General features: G+C 62.4%; 13 protein-coding genes. 9 read left to right on the top strand and 4 right to left on the bottom strand.

Going from position 1 to position 17,022, the window contains the following annotated elements; translation table 11 throughout:
* Positions 1-3: 3 nt before the first annotated feature.
* From tcyN to DYL61_RS08020, 9 genes are all read left to right on the top strand, one after another.
* The gene (gene tcyN / locus DYL61_RS08065) at positions 4-750 is read left to right on the top strand and encodes an L-cystine ABC transporter ATP-binding protein TcyN (protein WP_135307889.1); all 747 of its coding nucleotides are present in this window, start codon (positions 4-6) and stop codon (positions 748-750) included.
* A gap of 380 nt (positions 751-1,130) precedes the next feature.
* Positions 1,131-1,895, top strand: coding sequence for a hypothetical protein (locus tag DYL61_RS08055; RefSeq protein WP_135307888.1), 765 nt, complete (start codon positions 1,131-1,133; stop codon positions 1,893-1,895).
* Positions 1,896-2,082: 187 nt separating this feature from the next.
* Positions 2,083-3,324: an SfnB family sulfur acquisition oxidoreductase gene (locus tag DYL61_RS08050; protein ID WP_135307887.1), complete on the top strand. Its 1,242-nt coding sequence runs from the start codon at positions 2,083-2,085 to the stop codon at positions 3,322-3,324.
* Between the two features lie 23 nt (positions 3,325-3,347).
* Positions 3,348-4,541: an SfnB family sulfur acquisition oxidoreductase gene (locus DYL61_RS08045; RefSeq protein ID WP_135307886.1), complete on the top strand. Its 1,194-nt coding sequence runs from the start codon at positions 3,348-3,350 to the stop codon at positions 4,539-4,541.
* Positions 4,542-5,894, top strand: a complete 1,353-nt coding sequence (locus DYL61_RS08040; RefSeq protein WP_135307885.1) for an LLM class flavin-dependent oxidoreductase — start codon at positions 4,542-4,544, stop codon at positions 5,892-5,894.
* A gap of 144 nt (positions 5,895-6,038) precedes the next feature.
* Positions 6,039-6,854 carry a MetQ/NlpA family ABC transporter substrate-binding protein gene (locus DYL61_RS08035; RefSeq protein WP_135307884.1) on the top strand — a complete coding sequence of 272 codons (816 nt, stop codon included), beginning with the start codon at positions 6,039-6,041 and terminating at the stop codon, positions 6,852-6,854.
* Positions 6,851-7,966 carry a methionine ABC transporter ATP-binding protein gene (locus DYL61_RS08030; protein ID WP_135307883.1) on the top strand — a complete coding sequence of 372 codons (1,116 nt, stop codon included), beginning with the start codon at positions 6,851-6,853 and terminating at the stop codon, positions 7,964-7,966. Before DYL61_RS08035 ends, DYL61_RS08030 begins: the two co-directional genes overlap by 4 nt.
* Positions 7,956-8,600, top strand: coding sequence for a methionine ABC transporter permease (locus DYL61_RS08025; protein WP_016974994.1), 645 nt, complete (start codon positions 7,956-7,958; stop codon positions 8,598-8,600). Before DYL61_RS08030 ends, DYL61_RS08025 begins: the two co-directional genes overlap by 11 nt.
* A 39-nt stretch (positions 8,601-8,639) precedes the next feature.
* Entirely contained in the window at positions 8,640-9,269 is a 630-nt protein-coding gene (locus DYL61_RS08020) for a class I SAM-dependent methyltransferase (protein WP_135307882.1), read from the top strand.
* Between the two features lie 91 nt (positions 9,270-9,360).
* Here the strand turns inward: DYL61_RS08020 and DYL61_RS08015 are convergent, their stop codons facing one another.
* The 4 genes from DYL61_RS08015 to DYL61_RS08000 form a co-directional block, all read right to left on the bottom strand.
* On the bottom strand, positions 9,361-11,541 hold the full coding sequence (locus tag DYL61_RS08015; protein WP_135307881.1) for a glycoside hydrolase: 2,181 nt from the start codon (positions 11,539-11,541) through the stop codon (positions 9,361-9,363).
* A 214-nt stretch (positions 11,542-11,755) separates the two neighbouring features.
* Positions 11,756-14,815 (bottom strand): efflux RND transporter permease subunit, encoded by a 3,060-nt coding sequence (locus DYL61_RS08010; protein ID WP_135307880.1) that lies wholly within the window; start codon positions 14,813-14,815, stop codon positions 11,756-11,758.
* Positions 14,812-15,882, bottom strand: coding sequence for an efflux RND transporter periplasmic adaptor subunit (locus DYL61_RS08005; RefSeq protein ID WP_135307879.1), 1,071 nt, complete (start codon positions 15,880-15,882; stop codon positions 14,812-14,814). The genes DYL61_RS08010 and DYL61_RS08005 overlap by 4 nt, the downstream gene beginning before the upstream one ends.
* Entirely contained in the window at positions 15,879-16,961 is a 1,083-nt protein-coding gene (locus DYL61_RS08000; RefSeq protein ID WP_135307878.1) for an efflux RND transporter periplasmic adaptor subunit, read from the bottom strand. Before DYL61_RS08000 ends, DYL61_RS08005 begins: the two co-directional genes overlap by 4 nt.
* Positions 16,962-17,022 lie beyond the last annotated feature (61 nt).

Below are 17,022 nucleotides of genomic sequence, written 5' to 3'. Positions count from 1 at the left end.
AGCATGATCGTGGTTGAAAAACTGACCAAACAATTCAAGGGCCAGGTGGTGCTCGACGGTATCGACCTGGTGGTCAACCCCGGGGAGGTGGTGGCCATTATCGGCCCCAGCGGCTCCGGCAAGACCACCCTGCTGCGCTGCCTGAACCTGCTTGAAGAACCCACCAGCGGCCGTATCAAGGTGGGCGATATCGAGATCGACGGCAGCAAGCCGCTGACCCAGCAACAAGGCCTGGTGCGGCGCCTGCGCCAGCACGTGGGTTTCGTGTTCCAGAATTTCAACCTGTTTCCTCACCGCACCGCGCTGGAAAACGTCATCGAAGGCCCCACCGTGGTCAAGAAGATGCCCCACGACGCGGCAGTGACCCTGGGCCGCAAGCTGCTGGCCAAGGTCGGCCTGGCGGGCAAGGAAGATGTCTACCCACGGCGTCTCTCCGGCGGCCAGCAACAGCGCGTGGCGATTGCTCGGGCGCTCGCGATGGAGCCCGAGGTCATCCTGTTCGACGAACCCACCTCGGCCCTCGACCCGGAGCTGGTGGGTGAAGTGCTGGCGACCATCCGCAGCCTCGCTGAAGAGAACCGCACGATGGTCATCGTCACCCACGAGATGAGCTTCGCCCGGGATGTGGCCAACCGAGTGATCTTCTTCGACAAGGGCGTGATCGTGGAGCAAGGCGAAGCCAAGGCATTGTTTGCCAACCCCAAAGAAGAGCGCACCAAGCAGTTCCTGAGCAAATTCCTGGCTCATTGATACGTGGCATACCGCTAACCTGTGGCGAGGGAGCTTGCTCCCGCTGGGCTGCGAAGCGGCCCCAAAAATGTTGGGAGCGCTGCGCACTCCAGCGGGAGCAAGCTCCCTCGCCACAATAAACTGTTCCTACAAGAAATCCTCGTAGCAACAAGTAATCCGTCGCCAACCCCCACCTAAATATCCCTGCGCCAGTCAGACCCTTCTGAATCTGCTCCAACCCGCCGTTTAGCCTTTTGCCGCCATTGACCCTCCTTGGCCAACCCTCTTATCTAGCACCCAGAGGATTGGATCCTATCCCGGCTACTCACTGAATCGTTCTTTTCGGCCTCCCGCTACCGAGGCCGGAACGATCGCTGCTGGCTGCATCAAGGAGATTACTTATGACGCACACTCTGCTCACCGCCCCGACGCTGCCCCAAGCCCATCGCAACGGCATCAATGCCCACGCTGCCGCCCAATTGCAGGTCGACATCCCCCCCTATCCCGGCATGGATGAAGGCGACCTGATCGAACTGTTCTGGAACAACTGCTTTGCTGCCTCTCGGCGGGTGACCGCGTGCAAGGTCGGCACCCCGACCCACCTGCGTGTGCCAGAAAGTTTCGTGCTGGATGGCGCAGCCCAGGTGCATTACCAGGTCATGCAAGTAGGTTACGCCCCGGCGCGCTCGGCGGTGGCCCGTGTGCGCGTCAAGACCAATCACCCCGGCGGCCAACCCCTGCCTCCCCACAGCGACGAAAACCAGAACCTCGCCCCCGTAGGCCTGCCTGACACCATCCGCCGCTACGGGGTCAACGCCAGCCAGGTACGGCGCGGCATTCCATTGACCATCGAGCCCTGGCTGAACATGGCCACAGGCGACGCCATCACGCTGCGCTGGGGCGATGTACGCCTGGACCTGCCCAGTCTCAAGGCCAGGGATGTCGGCGTGGCCGTGCAGGTGTGGGTGCCCTCTGCGGTGATTACCGAAGCCGGTGATGACAGCCGCCTGGACGTCACCTACTGCATCCTCGACCGCGTAGGCAACAATTCGCGCTGGGCACCGGCACGCACCTTACGCATCGCACCCGCAGCGCCAACCCGCCAGACCGGTACAGCGCTGATCTATCAGCCTCGTCCCTTCGGCTCACCCTCGGAACCGGGGTGACAGCCCTTCTATGCTTATTCCAAAAAGCACGTTTATTTAAATATTTAACGCGCTTAGGGTATATGCACCGGACCACCGGACATCTCTGATTTTTCTGTTTTCATTTCATTGAATGCGAGGTCGGTATGGTCAGAATTACCCCGGTGCACAACGCCAGGGCATTACGTGCAGCCAAGGAGCGGCGCTGATGTCTAACTTGGCTCAAACACCCCCCCAGAGTGATCTGGATGTCGCTCCGCTGTTGTTGCCGGCCGCCGTGCTGCGCAACGACGCCGAGGCCCTCGACGCCGCCCATGAGCTGGCCCAGGCTGCCCGCCTGCAAGCCGCCAAGCGCGACCAACAACGCAAGCTGCCATGGGCGCAGATCGAGCAGTTCACCCGCAGTGGGCTGGGCAGTATTTCCATTCCCCGCGAATACGGCGGCCCGCAGGTGTCCTTTGTGACCCTGGCCGAGGTGTTCGCGATCATCAGCGCGGCAGACCCGGCCCTCGGCCAGATCCCGCAGAACCATTTCGGCATCCTGCACCTGTTGCAGGGTGCGGCTACCGAGCATCAAAAAAAGCAGTTGTTCCAGAGCGTCCTCGACGGCTGGCGCATCGGCAATGGCGGCCCGGAACGCGGCACCAGGAACACCTTGGAACTCAAGGCCCGCATCACCGCCGAGGGTGACGGCTACGTGATCAGCGGCCAGAAGTTCTATTCCACTGGTGCGTTGTTTGCGCATTGGGTCGCCGTCAAGGCGTTGAACGATGACGGCAAGCAAGTCATGGCATTCGTACGCCGCGGCAGCGAAGGGCTGCGCATCGTTGACGACTGGTCGGGCTTCGGCCAACGCACCACCGCCAGCGGCACGGTGCTGTTGGACCAAGTGCCCGTGGACGCAGAACGGGTGGTCGAGAACTGGCGCATCGGCGAAACCCCGAATATCCAGGGCGCCGTCTCGCAACTGATCCAGGCCGCCATCGACGCCGGTATTGCACGTGGCGCCCTGGACGACACCATCGCCTTTGTCCGCGAACGTTCGCGCCCGTGGATTGACGCCAAGGTCGAACGCGCCAGTGATGACCTGTATGTGATCGCCGATATCGGCAAGTTGAAGATCGAACTGCACGCCGCCGAAGCCCTGCTGCGCAAGGCCGGCCAGGTGTTGGATCAGGTCAGCGCAGCGCCGATCACCGCGCACTCCGCCGCCCGGGCCTCGATTGCCGTGGCCGAAGCGAAAGTGCTGACCACCGAAGTGTCGTTGCTGGTCAGCGAAAAGCTCTTCGAACTGGCCGGCAGCCGCGCCACCCTCGCCGAATTCAACCTCGACCGTCACTGGCGCAACGCCCGCGTGCACACCCTGCACGACCCGGTGCGCTGGAAGTATCACGCCGTCGGCGCCTATCGATTGAACGGCACGTTACCGGCTCGTCACTCCTGGATTTAACCGACCAGACCTCTGGAGCAAATATGACTTTCTCTGCAAACGTCGCGGTTATCACCAGCGACGAACACGCCCTTGTTGTCGCCAGCGACCTGGCCGAAGACTTCCGCCGCGACAGCGCCCAGCGCGACCGCGAACGCCGCCTGCCCTTGCCCGAACTGGATGTGTTTTCACGCTCCGGCCTGTGGGGCATCAGCGTGCCCAAGGAATATGGCGGTGCGGGCGTGTCCAACGTGACCCTGGCGAAGGTGATTGCGCTGATCGCCCAGGCGGATGCCTCGTTGGGCCAGATCCCGCAAAACCATTTCTACGCCCTAGAAGTACTCCGGGTGAACGGCACACCAGCGCAGCAAAAACGCCTGTACGCCGAAGTGTTGGCTGGCCAGCGTTTCGGCAATGCCCTGGCGGAATTGGGCACTAAAACGGCTCACGACCGCGTCACAAAAATCACCCGCGACGGCGATGGTTTTCGCATCAGCGGCCGCAAGTTCTACTCCACCGGCGCGATCTACGCCCAGCGCATCCCCACCTCGGTGGTGGATGAACACGGTGTGCAGCAACTCGCCTTCGTGCCACGGCACAGCGAAGGTCTGACGGTGATCGACGACTGGAGCGGCTTCGGCCAACGCACCACCGGCAGCGGTTCGGTGGTGTTCGACAACGTGTGGGTGGCTGCCCATGACGTGATCCCATTCCAAAGCGCTTTCGAACGCCCGACCACCGTCGGCCCGCTGGCGCAGATCCTTCACGCCGCCATCGACACCGGCATCGCCCGCGCCGCCTTTGAGGATGCGCTGCACTTTGTGCGCACCAAGACCCGCCCGTGGATCGATTCCGGCAACGACAAAGCCACCGAAGACCCGCTGACCCTGAAAAGCTTCGGCCACCTGAGCATCCGCCTGCACGCCGCCGAAGCGTTGCTGGAGCGCGCCGGTGAGTTCCTCGACCGCGCCCAGGCCGACAGCAATGCCGAAACCGTGGCCGCCGCCTCGATTGCCGTCGCCGAGGTGCGCGCCCTGAGCACTGAAATTTCACTGGCCGCTGGCAGCACCCTCTTCGAACTGGCTGGCAGCCAGGCGACCCTGGCCGAACACGGCCTGGACCGCCACTGGCGCAACGCCCGCGTGCACACCCTGCACGACCCGGTGCGCTGGAAGTACCACGCGGTGGGCAATTACTACCTCAACGATGAAAACCCGCCACTGCGGGGGACCATCTGAATGGCCAAGAAAAAGATCCTGCTCAATGCCTTCAACATGAACTGCATCGGGCATATCAACCACGGCATGTGGACGCACCCTCGGGACACGTCCACCGAGTACAAAACCATCGAATACTGGACCGAACTGGCCAAGACGCTGGAACGCGGGTTGTTCGATGGGTTGTTCATCGCCGATATCGTCGGTGTGTACGACGTCTATCAAAACTCCATCGACGTGCCACTCAAAGAGTCGATCCAACTGCCGGTCAACGACCCGTTGCTGCTGGTGTCGGCGATGGCTGCGGTGACCAAGAACCTTGGCTTCGGCCTCACCGCCAACCTCACCTATGAGCCGCCGTACCTGTTCGCCCGGCGCATGTCCACGCTGGATCATCTGAGCCGTGGCCGGGTGGGCTGGAACATCGTCACCGGCTATCTCGACAGCGCTGCCAAGGCCATGGGCCTGACCGAGCAAGTCGAACACGATCGTCGCTACGACCAGGCCGACGAATACCTGGAAGTGCTCTACAAACTCTGGGAAGGCAGCTGGGAAGACGACGCCGTGGTCAACGATCCCCAGGCGCGGGTCTATGCGCAACCGGGCAAGGTGCACAAAGTGGAGCACCACGGCGAGTTCTACCAGGTCGAGGGTTACCACCTGTGCGAACCGTCGCCACAGCGTACGCCAGTGCTGTTCCAGGCCGGCAGTTCGGATCGCGGTTTGCTGTTCGCCGGGCGGCATGCCGAGTGCGTCTTCATCAGCGGGCAGAACAAGACCTCCACCAAGGTGCAGGTGGACAAGGTGCGCGCCAGCGCCGTCGAAGCCGGACGCAACCCGGACGATATCAAGGTGTTCATGGGCCTCAACGTGATCGTTGCCGCCACCGAAGCGCTGGCCTGGGCCAAGCACGCCGAGTACCTGAGCTACGCCAGCGCGGAAGCCGGGGTCGCGCATTTCTCGGCGTCCACCGCGATTGATTTCTCCCAGTACGCACTGGACGAACCGATCCAGTACGTGAAAAGCAACGCGATCCAGTCGGCCACCAAGAACCTGCAGAACAACGACTGGACCCGACGCAAATTGCTCGAGCAGCACGCGTTGGGCGGGCGCTATATCACGTTGGTGGGCTCGCCTGAACAGGTGGCGGATGAGCTGGAGTCGTGGATCAGCGAGACCGGGTTGGATGGGTTCAACCTGACGCGGATTGTCACGCCGGAAAGCTATGTGGATTTTATTGAGCTGGTGGTGCCGGAGCTTCAAAAACGCGGCTCGTACAAGACCGCTTATGAGCAAGGCACGCTGAGGGAAAAAGTCTTCCACAACACCGCGCGCCTACCCGAACAACACACCGGATCTACCTACAGACACTGATCAAAAATGTGGGAGGGGGCTTGCCCCCGATTGCAGTGGTTCAGTTAACAAATCAGGTGACTGACACTCCGCCATCGGGGGCAAGCCCCCTCCCACATGTGATCTTCATTGTTTGTACCCATACCTTATGACTGGAAAACCACTATGAAAAAAACCCTGCTCGCCCACCCAGTCAAAGCACTGGCCCTGGTTTTTGGACTGTTCAGCTCGGCGGTCTTCGCCGCCGATGCGCCGTTGAAAATCGGCACCACCGCCGCGTTCGCCATTCCCCTGGAGGCCGCCGTCGCCGAAGCCGACAAACAAGGCCTGAAAGTCGAGCTGGTGGAGTTCACCGACTGGATCGCGCCCAACGTCAGCCTCGCCGCCGGTGATATCGACGTGAACTACTTCCAGCACATCCCCTTCCTGGAAAACGCCAAGGCCGCCGCCGGGTTTGACCTGGTGCCGTACGCCCCGGGCATCATCAACAACGTCGGCCTGTACTCGAAGAAATACAAAAGCATCAACGACCTGCCCCAAGGCGCCAGCGTGGCCATCGCCAACGACCCGATCAACAGCGGTCGCGGTCTGCAATTGCTGGCCAAGGCCGGGTTGATCACCCTCAAGCCGGGGGTGGGCTACAAGGCCACCGAAGAAGACATCGTGGCCAACCCGAAGAAGATCAAGATCCTGCAAGTCGAGGCGGTGCAACTGGTGCGCGCCTATGACGACGCCGATCTGGTGCAGGGCTACCCGGCCTATATCCGCCTGTCCAAGACCTTCGATGCCGAGTCAGCGCTGCTGTTCGACGGCCTCGACCACCCGGAATACGTGATCCAGTTTGTGATCCAGCCGAAAAGCAAAACCGACCCGCGTGTGATCAAGTTCGTGGATATCTATCAGCACTCGCCCGTGGTACGTGCCGCGCTGGATAAATCCCTCGGCAAGCTCTACCAAGTGGGCTGGGAAGATAAAAAATGACCGCCGCCCACTCTCAACTGCGCGACCTGGGCCTAACGCCCAGGGACGCCGAGCAGACAGAACTGCACCCCGACCTGAACCGCGCTCACGTGCGTTTTATCAACCTGGGCAAGACCTACGATGGCCGCGTGCAGGCCTTGCAAGGCATCGACCTGGCGATCCAGCGCGGTGAAGTGTTCGGCATTATCGGGCGCAGCGGTGCGGGTAAATCGTCGCTGATTCGCACCATCAACCGCCTGGAGCAACCCAGCAGTGGCCGCGTGTTGATCGATCAGGTGGACATCGGCGACTTCGACGAGGACCGCCTGGTGGCGTTGCGTCGGCGCATCGGCATGATCTTCCAGCACTTCAACCTGATGTCGGCCAAGACCGTGTGGCAGAACGTCGAGTTGCCGCTGAAAGTCGCTGGTGTACCCAAGCTGCAACGTGAACAAAAGGTGCGTGAGCTGCTGGAGTTGGTGGGGTTACAGGACAAGCACAAATCGTATCCGGCGCAGTTGTCCGGCGGGCAGAAACAGCGCGTGGGCATCGCCCGCTCGCTGGTGCACGACCCCGAGATTCTGCTGTGCGACGAGGCCACGTCGGCCCTCGACCCGGAGACCACCCAGTCGATCCTCGGCCTGCTGCGCGAGATCAACCAGCGCCTGGGTTTGACCATCGTGTTGATCACCCACGAGATGGCAGTGATCCGTGAAATCTGCGACCGCGTGGTGGTGCTGGAACACGGACGCATCGCCGAACAAGGCCCGGTGTGGCAGGTGTTCGGCAACCCACAGCACGAGGTGAGCAAGACGCTGTTAGCGCCCCTGCAACACGGGCTGCCTGACGAGCTGCAAAGCCGCTTGCAAGCCGCACCCGCATCAGCCGATGCCGCCGTGGTGCTGCGTTTGCAGTTCACCGGCAGCGATACCGATGAGCCAGACCTGGCCGCGCTGTTCAGCGCCCTCGGTGGCCGCGTGCGCTTGTTGCAAGGCGGCGTGGAACGTATCCAGGGGCACGCCCTGGGGCAGCTATTGTTGGCGGTGAGTGGCTCGCCCCACAGCACAGAGGAACTGCGCAACCGCGCCGGCAACTGGGCACAACAGGCGGAGGTGCTGGGCTATGTGGTTTGATCGTTTAGTGCAGGGAGCCATCGACACCCTGTTGATGGTCGGCGTGTCGTCGCTGATCGCATTGCTGGTGGGGATTCCGCTGGCGGTGTTTTTGGTCACCAGCGACAAAGGCGGCATCTACCAGGCACCGGCGCTTAACCGGGTGCTGGGGGCGTTCGTCAATTTGTTCCGCTCCATTCCGTTTTTGATCCTGATGGTGGCGTTGATCCCGTTCACCCGGCTGATCGTTGGCACCACCTATGGCGTGTGGGCGGCGGTCGTGCCGCTGACCATCGCGGCCACGCCGTTCTTTGCGCGGATCGCCGAGGTGAGCTTGCGCGAAGTTGATCATGGGTTGATTGAAGCGGCGCAGGCCATGGGCTGCCGACGCTGGCACATCATCTGGCATGTGTTGTTGCCGGAAGCGCTGCCGGGGATTGTCGGTGGGTTCACCATTACCCTGGTGACTATGATCAACTCGTCGGCCATGGCCGGAGCGATTGGCGCCGGGGGCTTGGGCGACATTGCCTACCGCTACGGTTATCAGCGCTTTGATACGCAGATCATGCTGACGGTGATCGTGCTGCTGGTGATTCTGGTGGCGGTGATCCAGTTGGGCGGCGACCGCTTGGCGCGAGTACTCAACAAGAGGTGAGGTATAGTCGGGCCATTCCAGCGCCCGGTATTACCCGCCATGACCCTCAAGCCCGACGACCTCGACCAAATCACCTCCACCACCCTCGGCCACTACAACACGGTGGCCGAGAACTTCCGCGAAGGCACCCGCGACCACGATGTGAGCCAGAACATCGACGCGCTGCTGCGGCATATCCAGGGCACCGCGCCGTTTACCGTGCTGGATTTCGGCTGCGGGCCGGGGCGGGATTTGCAGACCTTTACGCGCATGGGCCATATCGCCGTCGGGCTGGATGGCTCTGAGCGGTTTGCGCAGATGGCGCGGGAGGACAGTGGGTGTGAGGTGTTGCAGCAGGATTTCTTGAAACTCGACTTACCCGCTGAGCGCTTCGATGGGATCTTTGCCAATGCGGTGCTGTTTCATATTCCCAAGCAGGAATTGCCGCGTGTGCTCAAGCAACTGCATGGGGCGTTGAAGCCCGGCGGCGTGCTGTTCAGCTCCAACCCTCGGGGTGAGAACCAGGAAGGTTGGAACGGGCCGCGGTACGGGTCTTATCACGACCTGACGGCGTGGCAGGCACTGCTGGCCGAGGCGGGGTTTGGGGAGTTGGAGCATTACTATCGTCCGGCGGGGTTGCCCCGTGACCAGCAACCTTGGTTGGCGAGTGTTTGGCGTAAGCAGGACTGACGCCATCGGGGGCAAGCCCCCTCCCACATTTTGACCGCGCCGCCTATCAAATGTGGGAGGGGGCTTGCCCCCGATGGTCTCAAAGGCACCGCTAATCGACCTGATACACCACCGGTTTCTCACCCACCACTAACGCTGTAATGCTGCTCGCGGCATAGCCCTCTCTCGATGCCGCAGCAAAATTCCCCACCAACCGCGTCCCATCGGCAAACGTGGTCTCCTGCACCAACCGATCCTCTGTCAGCCAACGAAACCCGGTCATGGCCTGGGTCGCCAGGCGCTGATGCAACGGCCGAAAAAACCGGTCCTGACGCTCAATCACCGGCAAACGCTGCTTAACCGTCGCCGCACTCAAGTGATACAGCGGCGGCACGTTGTAGAGCAGTTGAGCCAGTTCATTCTCAGCCCGCACATTGCTCAGCTTCAGGCTGTCGAACAACCAGTGATGGGTCGTGATCACCGAGCCATGGAACACCGCTTGATACAGCGGCAAGCGCATGCTCGGCTCGAAGTGCACCGTGCGAAACGGCTCGTTCAATGGCACCGCTTTGAAGAACACCGTCGGTTGCTCCGGCGGGTACCAGTTACCGACGTAATACGGCGATTGTTTGTCCTGGGTCATCGCAGGATTACCCCAGCCAATCACCGGCGTCTGCATGCCATGGGCGAACAGGATGCCTTGGGCGGTGATGGCGTTGCCATCCTCTGAACCGGCCGGCAGTTTGAGCACGGTATTGAGCCAGCGGGAGGCGTCGATATTGCCTTCGGCATTCTGTGCCTGGGTCATCGGCGCGCTGTCGCGGTAGCTGTCAAACACCATGCTGGTGGCGTAGGCGTCGAGGAACCAGGCGTTGAAACCGGCCTTGGCTTGGACGGCCTTCACCCGGGCTTCCAGTAAGGGCCGTACGCAACGCGGGTCGGTGTAGTGGCCGGACTGCTGGAAACCGCTCTTGAGCGTGCCGCCCTTCAACATGATGGCGCAGTCGCGATAGGCCCTGCTGCCCAGGTGAGCGGTGGTCCAATCCGGGTTTTCGCTGGCAGACAAGGCGGTTTCATAAGAGTCGTAAGGCGCCATCAGGAACCCCGCATCGACCCCGGCGCGAATCGCCTCGGGGTGCCACAGCCCGCCCTCCCAGCCTTCACCCAGGGTCACCAGCAAGCGCGAAAGCCCCGCCTTGCCCAGCGCTTGAATGGTCTGGCTGCCCCACGCCTCGGGGGTGTCACGCAGTGCCCCGGCGAACGCGACGGCCAGTTCACCGCGAAGCTCGCCATACCGTACAGCCAGGCGGCTCATATCGGGTTGATCCACTTGCCAACTCTGGCGGGCCTTTTTATTGATGGCCGCATTCAGGCCGCGCAGAAGGACGGTCTGCTCATAGCGATTGAGCGCGGTGGTCTGTGCCAGCACCTTGGCGGTTTCCTTGTCCAACAAGCCTTTGAGCTCATGCCCGCGCAGCCGCTTGAGCAACAGCGGCCAGTCACTTACATCGTCCAGGGCCAGCAGGTCATTGCCCCACAGGTAGACATGACTGGCGCCCAACAGCTTTTCGGCCTCGGGCGTCTGGCGCAGCTTGTCCGCCAGCGGTTCATAGCGGCCCTGTTCCACCAGCCACTGGCGATAACGCTTGGCGCCGGCCAAGGGGTCAGCGTCGCCCAGGTGCAATACCAGGGTCATCGGTGCGCTGGGATCGAGCGCGGTGAATTCATGGGCCAGCGACAAGGCCATCTTGCCCTGCCAGCGCAAGCGGTTGTTGTAGGAGTTGGTCAACAGCCAGTTCAGGGTGAATGGGCCGTGGTCCAGGCCCCACAGCGGCAGGCTGAGATCCTGGGTGGTGTTGAGGTCGCCTTGCTCTTGCAAGAACGCCGTCCACACGGCATTGCCCGCAGGGACGTAATGCCCCTCCGCCAACGGCCACATCAGGCCTTTGCCGATGGCGCTGGCGGGTTGTTGGAGGATCGTCAGGTCGCCCGGCTCACGTGCGCGGAGCGTCAGCGTGAGGTCGCGCTGTTCAAGGGTGGCACGCACGCGAAAGGCGCCGTCGTCCCACTGCCAGTTGGCCTGTTGGTCGGTTTGAGCGAGCTGGCTGACCGCCCGCGCCGGTAGGCCGCTGGAGGCTTGCACCGGCGCCTGGCCGCTGGGCGTGACGGTGATGGCGAGGGTGGCGGGGTCGAGTTCGACGCGCCACAAGGGGTTTTCCAGAAGGATCGCGGCAGAGGCCAGCGGTGAGAGGAGGAACGTGCAGACCAGTAAAAGATGACGTTGCCAGTTCATGGTGTTCGACCGATTGGGGTGGAGGTCGGGAGGGTAGAACACTTGGGGGGCGGGTATGCCTGGGCTGGGCATTTCAGGATGTTTCCCACAGGCATTCAGGCAAATAGAAATTCAAATGTGGGAGGGGGCTTGCCCCCGATAGCGGTGTATCAGCTTGCATATCTGTTGGCTGACCCACTGCAATCGGGGGCAAGCCCCCTCCCACATTTAAACCTCACTGTGTCTGATGGTCCTGTTTCGGCTCGCGGATCTTGTACCAGGCCACATACAGCGCCGGCAGGAACAGCAAAGTCAGTAACGTGGCAACAATAATCCCGCCAATCATCGCGTACGCCATCGGTCCCCAGAACACTTCCCGCGCAATCGGGATCATGCCCAGGCTCGCCGCCGCCGCTGTCAGCAGGATCGGCCTGCGCCGATGCTCGGTGGCTTCCACCACCGCATCCCACGGTGAATAGCCGGCCACTTCATACTCGTGAATCTGCGTCACCAGGATCACCGAGTTGCGGATGATGATGCCGATCAACGCCAGAATCCCGAGGATCGCCACAAAGCCCATGGGCGTCCCCGTGGGAATCAGCGCCAGCACCACGCCGATCAGCCCAAGCGGCGCGACACTCGCCACCAGGAACATCTTCTGCACGCTGTGCAGTTGGATCATCAGGAACGTCGCCATCAGGAACAGCATCAACGGCACCACGCTGGCGATCGGGCCCTGGGCCTTGCCGCTTTCTTCCACGGTGCCGCCGGTGGCGACCTTGTAGCCCACCGGCAAACCGGCGTTGAACTTGTCGATGGTCGGCGCCAGCTGTTTCACCAGGTCGGTGGGCTGCATCTCATCGCGCACCGAGGCCTTGACGGTGATGGTCGGCTTGCGGTCGCGCCGCCACACCAGCGGCTGTTCCAGCTCGTAACGCACGGTGGCGAAGGCCAGCAGCGGAATCGAGGTGCCGTTGGGCGTGACGATTTGCAGGTTTTGCAAGGTTTCCGGCGTGCCCCGCTCGGCGTCTTCGGCGCGGCCGACCACGTTGATCAGGTAGATATCGTCGTGCACCTGGGTCACCGAGGCACCGCTGACCACGCTGTTCATCAACTGCGCCACGTCTTCCGACGACAACCCCAGTTGCCGCGCCTTGTCCTGGGCGATGTCCACCCGCAGCACTTTTCCGGGCTCGTTCCAATCGTAGATGATCTCGCCCAGATGGGTATTTTGATCGAGCAAAGTCGCCAGTTCGATGGCGTGTTTGCGCACCTGGTCAATGTCTTTGCCGGACACGCGGTACTGGATCGGCCGCCCCACCGGCGGGCCCATCTCCAGGGGTTGCACAAAGCTGCCGATGCCGACGAAATCATCGCGCAGGCGCTTTTGCAGGCGCTTGATCAACTCGCCACGCTCTTCCAGGCCTTTACTGACGATCACCAGTTGCGCGTAATACGGGTTTTCCAGTTGCTGATCCAGCGGCAGGTAGAAACGGATCGCGCCCTGGCCGATATAGGTACTCCAGCGCGCGATGTCCGGGTCGTCCTTGATGATCGCTTCCAGGCGGTCGACGGCCTTGCGCGTCTCGTTGATCGAGGCGTTTTGCGGCAGGTTCAGGTCGACGAGAATTTCCGGGCGGTCCGACGACGGAAAGAATTGGTTCTGCACAAACTGCATGGAGAACACCGAGGCCGCAAACAGCGCCACGGTGATGCCAATGGCCCACCAGCGGTTGCGCATCGCCCACAGCATGCCGTTATTGAACGCGCGGCCGATGCGGCCCGGCTCGGCATCGTGGGGTTTCACATTGGCACTGAGGATATGCACGCCGATCACCGGCGCAAACAGCACCGCCACCACCCACGACACCAGCATCGCCACGGCAATCACCGCGAACAGGGTAAAGGTGTATTCGCCCGCCGAGCTGGCGTTGAGGCCAATCGGCACAAAACCGGCCACCGTCACCAACGTACCGGTGAGCATGGGGAACGCCGTGGACGTGTAGGCGTAGGTCGCCGCCTGTTCCTTGGTTTCGCCTTTTTCCAGGCGCGTGATCATCATCTCCACGGTGATCATCGCGTCGTCCACCAGCAAGCCAAGGGCGATGATCAACGCGCCCAGCGAGACCCGCTGCATGGTGATGCCGCTGTACTCCATGAACACGAACACCAGCGCCAGCACCAGCGGGATCGAGCATGCGACCACAAGCCCGGCACGCATCCCAAGGCTGATAAAGCTCACCACCAGCACAATGATCACTGCTTCGAACAACGCGCTGGTAAAGCCGCCGACGGCCTCCTCCACCACTTCGGCCTGGTCGGACACCTTGTGCACGCCCACGCCCACCGGCAGGTCGGCGGTCAGCTCGTCCATACGCGTATGCAGGGCCTTGCCGAAGGCCTGGATATTGCCGCCCTTCTGCATGGCAATCGCCAGGCCAATCGCCGGTTTGCCGTTGAACCGGAACATCGGCCGCGCCGGGTCGACGTAGCCACGGCTGATGTCGGCGATATCCGCCAGGCGATAGAAACGGTCATTGAGCCGCAGGTTGACGTTGGCCAGGTCTTTTTCCGAAGCGAACTGCCCAGACGTGCGCACGGAAATCCGCTCGGGCCCGGCCTCGATCACCCCGGCGGGCGTCACCGCATTCTGCGATTGCAGGCTTTGCACGACCTGACGTTGATCAATCCCCAGCGCCGCCAGTTTGCGCGTGGAGAAATTCAGGTAAATCACTTCGTCCTGCTGGCCGATCATCTCGACCTTGCCCAGCCCCGGCACCGAACGGATCTCGGCGCGCACCTGTTCCACGTAGTCGCGCAGCTGGCGCATGGTCAGGCCGTCGCCGGTAAACGCGTACACCGAGCCGAACACGTCACCGAACTCATCGTTGAACGACGGCCCCTGCAACCCTTGGGGGAAGGAGCCACGAATATCGTCGATCTTCTTGTGCACCAGGTACCAGATATGGGGGATGTCCTTGGCGCTGGTGGTGTCCTTCAAGAACACGAACACCGTGGACTCACCGGGCCGGGTGTAGCTTTTCACGTAGTCGAGGGAGTCCAGCTCTTCGAGTTTTTTCTCGATGCGGTCGGTGACTTGCTTGAGGGTTTCTTCCTGGGTCGCGCCCGGCCAGCGGGTCTGGATCACCATGGTCTTGATGGTGAACGAGGGGTCTTCCTCGCGGCCCAGGTTCATGTAGGAGAACACGCCCATCAGCAGCGCGACGAACATCAGGTACCAGACGAAGGACTGATGCTTGAGGGCCCAGTCGGATAAGTTGAAGCTCCCTTTCATCGCGGGCTGTCCTCGTCGATTTTGACTTTTTGCCCAGGCTTCAGGCTGTTCACGCCGGCGGTGACGATACGCTCGCCGGGTTTGACGCCACCATTGAGCAATGCGCTGTGGGCGTCGCGGCTGATGAGCGTTACCTCACGCGGTTGCACGGTCTGGCTCTGGGTGTCGAGCAGCCAGATGCGGGTTTTGCCGTCAACCTCCTGCAAGGCGCTCAGGGGCACTTCGATACGCGGTGCGATGGCGGTGCTCAACGTGACGCTGATCGCCGTGCCCAGACGGAACGCAGGCGGCGTCTCGGTCAGGGTCAGGCGCGCACGACGGGTGCGCGTGGCGCTTTGGGCCTGGGGCTCGATCTCGCGCACGATGGCGGTGGTGTGCACGTCGGGGTCCAACTGTGCGGCTACCAAAAACACCACGTCCGGCGGCAGGCGTTCGGCGAGGCCGGCGGGCAGGTCGATCACGGCTTCCTTGATGTCCGGGCGGGCCAACGTCACCACCTGCTGCCCGGCGCTGACCACCTGGCCAGCCTCGGCGTTCCAGGCCGTGACAATGCCGGCGTGGTCGGTGCGCAGCTCGGCGTAGTTGAGTTGGTCCTTGGCCTGGTTGACCGAGGCTTGGGCCTGGTCGAGGGAAGCCTGGGTGGTTTTCAAGTCAGTCTGAGCGATATCCAACTGGGCCTGGGCGCCGACGCCACGGTTGAACAATTCCTGCTGGCGGCGGGCATTGGCCTGGGCATTGATAAATTGCGCCTGCACCCTGGCCAGGTCGCCCTGGGCGGCGCGCAGTTGGTTTTGCTGGTCGGTGGGGTCGAGCACGGCGAGCAAGGCGCCCTTCTCCACTTCGGCGCCCACATCCACCGCGCGACGGGCGATACGGCCCGGTACGCGGAAACCCAGGTTGCTTTCGTAGCGGGCCTGGATGGTGCCGGCGAAGCGGCCGAGGGTTTCCTGGTCCTCGGCTTTCACTTCCATCGACAACACCGGCCGCACGGGCTCCGGCGGTGCGTCTTCCTTGGAGCAGGCCACCAGCAACAGGCTGGCGGCGAGTAACACCGTCAGGCGCTTCATGGCTGGGCTCCTTGCTGGGCAATCTCGACCAGCATGCCGGGGTGCAGCAGTTGCCCGCCAGCCACCACGACTTTTTCGCCGCCCTTGAGGCCGTCGTTGATGATGACTTTGCCGGTGAGGTAACGCGCCACGCCGACCTTGTGCAATTGCGCCTTGCCGTCGCCGTCGATCAGCCACACGGCGGGGTCATTGAGGTCTTTGGTGAGTGCGGCCCACGGCAACTCGATACTGGGCTTGGCCGGGCCATTGGCAGTGGCGCTGACCACCGAGCCCAGTTGCATGCCCTTGGGCAACGCGTCGAGGGCAATCTTGACCTGCACGGTGCCGGTGTTGGCCGCGACGGCGGGTGTCACCTCGCGGACTTTGCCCTGGGCCTTGATGCTCGGGTTGTCCAGCAGACTGACGGTGATCGGCGCCTCCGGCGGCGGCTCTACCAACAGTGATTCATAGACGTTGAACACCGCATCGCGCTCACCGTCCTGGGCCAGGCTGAAGATCGGCATGGTGGCCTGCACCACCTGGCCCACTTCGGCCTGGCGCGCGGTAATCACGCCGGGAGCATCGGCAATCAGGGCGGTGTAGCCGAGTTGTTCGCGGGCGTTGGCCAACTGGGCCTGGGCGGCGGTCAAGGCGCTTTGGCTGCTGCGCAAGGCGGCCTGGGCGGCGTCGTATTCGCTGCGGCTGGTGTAGCCCTTGGGCAAGAGTTTTTCCTGGCGCACGAACGCGGCAGCGGTCTGCTTGACCCGCGCCTGTTCGGCCACGACCTGGGCCTGGGCGGAGTCGACATTGGTCTGCAAGTCTTTGGGGTCGAGTTTGGCCAGCACTTGCTTGGCGGTGACGCGGTCGCCCACGTCCACCATGCGCTGGATGATCTTGCCACCGACGCGGAAGGACAGGTCGGTTTGCACCCGGGCCTGGATATCCCCGGTAAGCGTGACCGCCGCCGCGAAGTCCGTCGACTGCACGGTCTGCACAAAGACCCGCGAGTGCTGCTTGGGCTCGGCCTTTTCCTGGCCGCAACCGCTTAACAGCGTCAGTAGGCCAAGTCCGAAAATACAGGTGGAAATACGACCGCCCATGCAGGCTCCTTTTGCGTGATGCCGACTTGCCAGTGTGTATGCGACTGTGAGCTTAGTTCAG

Origin of the sequence: Pseudomonas nabeulensis (assembly GCF_004682045.1) — a bacterium.
GTDB lineage: Bacteria > Pseudomonadota > Gammaproteobacteria > Pseudomonadales > Pseudomonadaceae > Aquipseudomonas > Aquipseudomonas nabeulensis.
Note: the sequence above shows the minus strand (reverse complement) of the source record. Positions and strands in the feature narration are given on the sequence as shown.